The organism is Kitasatospora sp. NPDC057512 (assembly GCF_042802135.1).
GTDB lineage: Bacteria > Actinomycetota > Actinomycetes > Streptomycetales > Streptomycetaceae > Kitasatospora.
The window spans coordinates 1-7890 of sequence record NZ_JBHVET010000380.1 but is presented as its reverse complement, the minus strand read 5'-3'; the positions used below and the strand labels follow the sequence as shown (position 1 = coordinate 7890).

At 73.8% G+C, this 7890-nt stretch carries 7 protein-coding genes; all 7 read right to left on the bottom strand.

The window, feature by feature from the left end; all coding sequences use genetic code 11:
* Positions 1–39: 39 nt before the first annotated feature.
* The 7 genes from ACFU6K_RS23395 to ACFU6K_RS23365 all read right to left on the bottom strand — a co-directional run bounded on the left by ACFU6K_RS23395 (position 40) and on the right by ACFU6K_RS23365 (position 7814).
* Positions 40–249: a DUF6126 family protein gene (locus ACFU6K_RS23395; RefSeq protein ID WP_380665997.1), complete on the bottom strand. Its 210-nt coding sequence runs from the start codon at positions 247–249 to the stop codon at positions 40–42.
* Positions 250–281: 32 nt separating this feature from the next.
* A complete protein-coding gene (locus ACFU6K_RS23390) occupies positions 282–917 on the bottom strand; it encodes a helix-turn-helix domain-containing protein (protein WP_049651770.1) in 636 nt (211 codons plus the stop codon).
* 102 nt (positions 918–1019) lie between these two features.
* Complete coding sequence (locus ACFU6K_RS23385) at positions 1020–2753, bottom strand: pyruvate dehydrogenase (protein ID WP_380665995.1); 1734 nt, start codon at positions 2751–2753, stop codon at positions 1020–1022.
* A 135-nt stretch (positions 2754–2888) separates the two neighbouring features.
* Entirely contained in the window at positions 2889–5297 is a 2409-nt protein-coding gene (locus ACFU6K_RS23380) for a glycoside hydrolase family 65 protein (protein ID WP_380665993.1), read from the bottom strand.
* 73 nt (positions 5298–5370) lie between these two features.
* Complete coding sequence (locus ACFU6K_RS23375; RefSeq protein WP_380665991.1) at positions 5371–6120, bottom strand: HAD family hydrolase; 750 nt, start codon at positions 6118–6120, stop codon at positions 5371–5373.
* A 122-nt stretch (positions 6121–6242) separates the two neighbouring features.
* The gene (locus ACFU6K_RS23370; RefSeq protein WP_380665989.1) at positions 6243–7043 is read right to left on the bottom strand and encodes a VOC family protein; all 801 of its coding nucleotides are present in this window, start codon (positions 7041–7043) and stop codon (positions 6243–6245) included.
* A gap of 261 nt (positions 7044–7304) precedes the next feature.
* Positions 7305–7814, bottom strand: a complete 510-nt coding sequence (locus tag ACFU6K_RS23365; protein WP_380665987.1) for an SRPBCC domain-containing protein — start codon at positions 7812–7814, stop codon at positions 7305–7307.
* Positions 7815–7890: the final 76 nt, after the last annotated feature.

Sequence of the window (7890 nt, the reverse complement as noted above, 5' to 3'; positions counted from 1 at the left end):
CCTCGGGGGTGGGGGCGGGCGGACGGTTCGAGGGGTGAACTACTTGTTCCGGCTGCCGAGTTGGAACAGGAGGATGATGAACCCGGCGAAGAGGTGGCAGCCGACGGTGTAGAGCACCAGGCGGTGGTAGACCCGCTTGTTGGCCCACTTGCCGGCGTCCATGGTCTTCGGGCCGGCCGGAGTGTCGGCACCGGCAGCCGGGTTCTCGGCGCCGGCGGCCGGGGTGACGGTGGTGGTGGGATCGGCCATGGTGATCTCCTCCGGGGTGTTCTGACGGCAGGTCAGTGAACGGCGGCGGGGCCGCCGCCGAGGCAGAGTTCGCCGCCGGGGCTCTGCAACAGGGTGTGGACGAAGAGCAGTTCGACGCCGCTGTCCGACTCGGCGGCGATGCAGTGCGGGGTGAGCGAGTCGTAGTGGGCGGAGTCGCCCACCGCGAGGTGGTGGACGCGGTCGCCGAGGGTGACCCGGAGCGCGCCCTTCAGGACGTACAGCCACTCCTCGCCCGGGTGGACCCGGACCACCGTGTCCTGCACGCCCGGCGGGACGTGCACCCGCAGGGCCTGCATCGCACGGCCGGGGGCGCCGGCCCGGCGGTAGCCCCAGCCACCGGCCCGGCCGGGTTCGATGGCGCCGCCGCGGACGATCGGGTCCGGCTCGGCGAGGGTCTCGCCGAGCAGGCCGGAGACCGAGGTCCCGTACGCGCGGGCGAGGCCGAGCAGGACGGGCAGCGAGGGCTGCCGGCGGCCGGTCTCCAGCCGGGACAGATAGGCTGGGGAGAGCCCGACCCGCCCGGCGGCCACCTCCAGCGTGAGACGGCTGCTGAGCCGGTGCTCACGGAGACGGGCGGCGAGGCCGGCGACCTCCTGGTCGTCGAGCTGTTCGCCTGCTGCGGCGGCGCCGGTGGAGCTGCTGGTCATGTGTCCAGTGGACACCCGCCGTGCCGCACGGGCAAGAATTTTGCCTCAGAGGCAAGACCCTCCCGGCAGGCCCCGCAGGCCGCCCCCGCAGGCCGCCCCCGCTCACGGCCGCGGGATGTTCCGCAGGTTGCTCCGGGCCAGGTCGATCATGCGCCCGACGCCGCCCGAGAGCACCGTCCTGCCCGCCGCCAACGCGAAGCCCTTCAGCTGGGCGGCGGTGATGTGCGGCGGGATGGACAGCGCGTTGGGGTCGGTGACCACGTCCACGAGGGCCGGTCCCGGCCGCTCCAGCGCCTCCACCAGCACCTCCCGGACCCGGGCCGGCTCGGTCACCCGCTTGGCCTGGATGCCCATCGCCCGGGCGATCCCGGCGTAGTCCACGTCCCCGTTGTCGATCTCGAACTCCGGGTAGCCGGAGACCAGCATCTCCAGCTTGATCATGCCGAGCGCGCCGTTGTTGAAGACCACCGTCTTCACCGGCAGCCGGTGCTTGGCCACCGTGAGCAGCTCGCCGAGCAGCATGCCGATCCCGCCGTCGCCCGCCATCGCGACCACCTGCCGCCCCGGGCAGGCGAGTTGGGCGCCGATCGCGTGCGGGAGGGCGTTGGCCATCGAGCCGTGCAGGAAGGAGCCGATCACCCGGCGGCGGCCGTTGGGCTGGAGGTAGCGGGCGGCCCAGACGTTGTTCATGCCGGTGTCCACGGTGAACACGGCGTCCTCGGCGGCCACCTCGTCCAGCACCGAGGCGACGTACTCGGGGTGGATCGGCAGGTGCTTCTCGATGTCCCGGGTGTACGCGCCGATCACGTCCTCCAGCGACCGGCAGTGCTTGCGCAGCATCCCGTCCAGGAAGGCCCGGTCGCGCTTGGCGTCGAGCAGCGGCAGCACGGCCCGCAGGGTGGCGGCCACGTCGCCGTGGACGGCGAGTTCGAGGGCGGTGCGGCGGCCGAGCCGGGTGGCGTCGTGGTCGACCTGGACGGTGTGCGCCTGCGGCAGGAAGGAGTCGTACGGGAAGTCGGTGCCGAGCAGCACCACCAGGTCGGCGGAGTGCAGCGCCTCGTGGCAGGCCCCGTAGCCGAGCAGGCCGCTCATGCCCACGTCGTACGGGTTGTCGAACTGGATCCACTCCTTGCCGCGCAGGGAGTGGCCGATCGGCGCGTTCAGGGCCTGCGCGGCGGCCATCACCTCGGCGTGCGCCCCGCGCACCCCGGCGCCGCAGAACAGCACCACCTTGCGGGCCGCGTTGAGCAGCCGGGCCAGTTCCTGCACCTGGGACCAGGGCGGGGCGGCGACGGCCTGCTCGGTCAGGAAGTGGCTGGTGCCGGTGGGGGCGGCGGCGGGGAGCGCGGCGACGTCCCCGGGGAAGGCGAGCACCGAGACGCCGTGCGAGCCGAGCGCGTGCTGGACGGCGACCCGCAGCAGGCGGGGCAGCTGGGCGGGGGTCGAGAGCATCTCGCACCAGGTGCTGCAGTCGGTGAACACCCGCTCGGGGTGGGTCTCCTGGAAGAAGCCGGTGCCGATCTGCCCGGACGGGATGTGCGAGGCGAGCGCGAGCACGGGCAGGCCGCTGCGCTGGGCGTCGTACAGGCCCTGAATGAGGTGGGTGTTGCCGGGGCCGCAGGAGCCGGCGCAGACCGCGAGCCGGCCGGAGAGTTCGGCCTCGGCGGCGGCGGCGAAGGCGCCGGCCTCCTCGTTGCGCACGTGCACCCAGCTGATGCCGTCGGCCCGCCGGATGGCGTCCACGACGGGGTTGAGGCTGTCCCCGACGACGCCGTAGACCCGCTCCACCCCGGCCTGCCGGAGCACCTCCACCATCTGTTCGGCCACGCTCGGCACGGCGGCGACTCCTTCGCTGGGGCGGCTCCACGGGACACCAGCACTCTCCGGGGCGGCCGGGGGCGGCGCAGCCGGGGTGGGGCGAACGGGTGAGGCCGCGGACGCGGGAACCCGGCGGGAACGACGGGGTGCGGCCTACTCGGCCGCCAGGTGGTCCTGCTGGCCGAGCTTGCCCGCCGCGAGACCGGCCTGGGGCTGGCGGCGGCCGGGTTCGCGGCCCGGGGGCTGGGCGACCCGCTCCTGGGCGGGCGGGGCGGTGGTCGGCAGGGTGACCGGGGCCCCGGACTTGACCTGCACCGCCTCGCCGTCGTGCCGCACGTGGAGGACCTCGCCGCGGCGCAGCGTGTACGTCGTCCGCTCGTGGGTGATCTCGACGCCGAGCAGGTGCCCGCGCACCAGCAGCGAGAAGCTCAGCCGCATCAGCCCGGACGGCAGCCGGGGCCGGAACGAGAGCGCCTCGCTGTGGTCGCGCAGCCCGCCGAAGCCGGCCACCAGGGCGATGCAGGCCCCGGCGAGCGAGGCCATGTGCAGGCCGTCGCGGGTGTTGCCGCCGAGGTCGTGCAGGTCCATCAGCGCGGCCTCGGCCGTGTAGTCGTAGGCGAGGTCGAGCTGGCCGACCTCGGCGGCGATCACCGCCTGGGTGCAGGCGGAGAGCGAGGAGTCCCGGACGGTCAGCCGCTCGTAGTAGGCGAAGTTGCGGGCCTTCTGCTCGTCGGTGAAGGCGTCGCCGCGGACCTGCATGGCGAGCACCAGGTCGGCCTGCTTGACCACCTGCTTGCGGTACAGGTCGAAGTACGGGTAGTGCAGCAGCAGCGGGTAGTTCTCCGGCGGGGTGTGCTCGAAGTCCCAGACCTGGTGGTGGGTGAAGCCGTCGGCCTGCGGGTGCACGCCGAGGTCCTCGTCGTACGGGATGTACATCGCGGCCGCCGCGTCGCGCCAGGCGGCGGTCTCCTCGGTGTCCACGCCGAGCAGCGCGGCCTCGTGCGGGTTGCGGACGGCGGCCTCGGCGGCGGCGCGCAGGTTGGTCTGCGCCATCAGGTTGGTGAAGACGTTGTTGTCCGCGACGGCGCTGTACTCGTCGGGGCCGGTGACGCCCTCGATGCGGAACCTCCCGGCCACGTCGTGGTGGCCGAGCGAGCGCCACATCCGGGCGGTCTCGACGAGCAGTTCGAGCCCGTACTCGCGCTCGAACTCCGCGTCCCCGGTGGCCCGGACGTAGCGGGCGACGGCGGCGGCGATGTCGGCGCCGATGTGGAAGGCCGCGGTGCCGGCCGGCCAGTACCCGGAGCACTCCTCGCCGCGGATCGTCCGCCACGGGAACACCGCGCCGGACAGGCCGAGTTGGACCGCCCGCTCGCGGGCCAGCGGCAGGGTGGTGTGCCGCCAGCGCAGGGCCTGGTTGACGGCGGCGGGCAGGCAGTAGGTGAGTACCGGCAGGACGAAGGTCTCGGTGTCCCAGAAGCTGTGCCCGTCGTAGCCGGGCCCGGTCAGCCCCTTGGCGGGGATGGCCCGCTCCTCGCTGCGGGCGCCGGCCTGCAGGACGTGGAAGACGGCGAACCGGACGGCCTGCTGGAGTTCGACGTCGCCCTCGATCTCGATGTCGCTGGTCTCCCAGAACTCCTGGAGGAATTCGGCCTGTTCGGCGATCAGCCCGTCCCAGCCGGTGTACCGGGCGGCGGTCAGCGCGGCCTCCACCTGGTCCCGGACGGCGGGCAGCGAGCGGGTGCCGGACCAACCGTAGGCCATGAACTTGGTCAGCCGCAGCCGCTGTCCGGCCTTGAGCACCGTGGTGACGCTGATCCGGCACTGGTCGGCGTCGGCCTCGGCGACGGTGTCGGACTTCTCCGGCCCCTCGATGACGTGGTCCATCCCGGCCGCGACCCGGATGCCGCTGTACCGGGTGCGGTGCACCAGGATGGCCTTGGTCCCGCTGGCGTGGTGCGCCTCGGGCTGCAGCGGAGCCTCCAGCACGGCGGCGGCCCGCGGGTCGCCCTCGGGGCCGCCGGGCAGCTGCTCGTTGGCGACCAGCTCGGACTGGAGCACGATCCGCACCGGGCCGTCCACCGCCTCGACGCTGTACTCGACGGCGGCGACGGCGCGCTGGGTGAGCGAGACCAGCCGGGAGGAGCGCACCCTGATCGTCCGCCCGGCCGGGGAGGTCCACTCCGCCTCGCGGTGCAACAGGCCCTCGCGGAAGTCCAACCAGCGCTTGTGGCTGACGAGTTCGCCGTAGCGCAGGTCGAAGGGCTCGTCGTCCACCAGCAGCCGGATGATCTTGCCGTTGGTCACGTTGATGACGCTCTGGCTGGACTCCGGGTAGCCGTAGCCGCCCTCGCCGTACGGCAGCGGGCGCAGTTCGAAGACGCCGTTGAGGTAGGTGCCGGGCAGGCCGTGCGGCTCGCCCTCGTCCAGGTTGGCGCGCAGGCCGATGTGGCCGTTGGAGAGCGCGAAGACGGACTCGGCGCGGGCCATCGAGGCCAGGTCCAGGCCCTGTTCGGTGATCTGCCAGGGGTCGATCGCGAAGTTCTTGTCCCCGGAGCTCATGCGCCCACCTCGCTGCGCTCGGCAGGGGCGTTCGCCCACGCGCACCTCTTGGTGATTCGCTCGCCGCGCTCGCTCATGCCGTTCCCTCCCCCAGGAGCTCGGAGAGGTCCCGGACGACCACGGTCGCGCCGTCCCGGCGCAGTTCGGCGGCCTGGCCGGTGCGGTCCACCCCGACCACCGCGCCGAAGCCGCCGGCCCGGCCGGAGGCGACCCCGGCGAGCGCGTCCTCGAAGACCGCGGCGTGGGCGGGTTCGACGCCGAGGGCGCGGGCGGCGTACAGGTAGGTGTCGGGGGCCGGCTTGCCGGGCAGCCCCTCGGCCTTGGCGACGTTGCCGTCCACGATCACCTCGAACAGTTCCTCGATGCCGGCCGCCCGCAGCACGTCCCGGCAGTTGGCGCTGGAGGAGACCACGGCACTGGGCAGCCCGGCCGCGCGCAGCCGGTGCACGTAGTCGACCGAGCCCTGGTACGGCTGGACGCCCTCCTCCCGGATCAGCCGCAGCACGGTGTCGTTCTTGGCCCGGCTGATCCCTTGCACGGTAGGGGAGTTGGGCGGATCGTCCGGGGTGCCCTCGGGCAGGTCGACGCCCCGGCTGCGCAGGAACGCGCGGGTGCCGTCCAGGCGCGGGCGGCCGTCCACGTAGGTGTCGTAGTCGGTGACGGCGTCGAAGGGGACGAACTGGCCGCCGGTGCGGGCGGCTTCGGCGCGCAGGAAGGCGTCGAAGGTGTCCTTCCAGGCCGCGGCGTGCACCTTCGCGGTCTGGGTGAGCACCCCGTCGAGGTCGAAGAGGAAAGCACGGATGTCGTCCGGTAGCCCCAGCATGGGTGCAGTCTTACCCGGGAACGGGGGGAAGCCGCCCATTTCCCGGCGGCGCGTCGCGGGAAGGGCGGCTTCCGGTTGCCCGGCCGGGCCGGACGGCGCCACGGAGCCGGGCCGGGGCGGCGCTACGGCGAGTCGGGCATCTGCGCCTCGGGCGCCTCGATGACCGCGAAGACCGCGCCCTGCGGGTCCTGGACCACCGCCATCCGGCCGGACTGCATGTCGAAGGCCGGCTGGATCACCGAACCGCCCGCCTTGACCAGGGCGTCCACCGTGGAGTCGGCGCCGTCCACCGAGAAGTAGGTCATCCAGTGCGAGGGCGTGCCGGGCGCCAGGTAGCCGGGGATCGCCTGCATGCCGCCCACCGTGCGGTCGGCGACGTTGAGCGAGAAGTAGCCGTCCATGCCCTGGATGGTGGCCGGGCGCAGCCCGAGGGCCGGCTGGTAGAAGCGGCCGGCCGCGCCGGTGTCGGCGGTGTTGAGCTCGTTCCAGACCAGTGCGCCGGGCTCGTTGACCACGCCCGCGCCGATGAAGTCCATCGCCTGCCAGACCCCGAACACCGCGCCGGTCGGGTCGGCGGCGACCAGCATCCGGCCGATCGTGCCGACGTCCATCGGGTCGTAGAGGACCGTGCCGCCGGCCTCGGTGATGGACGCCCGGGCCGCGTCGGCGTCGTCCGAGGCGAGGTAGGTGGTCCAGGCGACGGGCGGCTCCGGCTGCCCCTCGGGCGCCGCCTGCGCCATGATCCCGGCGACCGGCCGGCCGTTGAGCGTGCACACGGCGTAGCCGCCGAACTCGGCCGGGCCGACCTCGCCCTGCCAGCCGAACAGGTCGCGGTAGAAGTCGAGCGCGGCCTGCTGGTCGCTCGCCATCAGGTCGACCCAGCACGGGGTGCCGGGCTTGTACGGATCGGTGACTACGGGCATTGCTGGGCCTCCCGGAGGCGGTGGTGGCCGGCTGTGGTGGTCGGGACGGTCGGAGCGGTCGGGCCCTCGTCCCGGCCGGGCCCGGTGGGGGTACGGCCCGGCCGGGACGACGGCGGTACACCGCCACCTTCGGCCCGCCGCCGCGATCCCGCCACCGGACGGCGCCCTGGCGGGCGACCGGCGGCCGGACCGTCACGGGGCGCGGACGGGGTGCTCACGGGCTGTTCACCGGGGTGTTCCCTGGGCTGTTCCCCGAGGTGCTCACGGGGCGTCGTGGCGGTGCCCGGTGACGAAGTACGGCTGCACCTTGCCGCTCTGCGCGTAGTCCTTGAGCCGGACCAGCAGTTCGGCCCAGGTGCCGGCCACCGCCGGGACGCCCTCCTCGCTGCCCGGCTGCCAGCCACCGTGCCGGAACAGCAGCCGGGCGCGCTCGGGCGCGGCGGGCTGCTCGGGCACCGCGGGCTCCTCGGGCGCGGCGGGCCGGCCGGACTCGGGGACGGCGGGCTGGTCGGACAGTTCCCAGCTGATCCAGGTGCCGGCCCAGTGCGGCGGGAAGGAACCGGCGTTGGTCCACACCACCCGGTCCCGGTCGGCCCGCTCCACCCGCAGCCGGAACGGCTCGGGGACGTCGGGGAAGTCGAACAGCAGGACGTCGCCGTCCCGGTCCACGCCGGTGGTCCACCAGGCGGTCAGCCCGTCGTGCGTGGTGAGCGCGGCGAGCACCACGGCCCGGGGCGCGGCGATGTCGAGCTGGAGGGCGATCTCGGGCATGGGTCCGCCTCTCGGTGGCCGCCGGATTCCCTTACGCCCACCATGGCACGACCCCCGGGCCCGCGCGCCCCGGAGG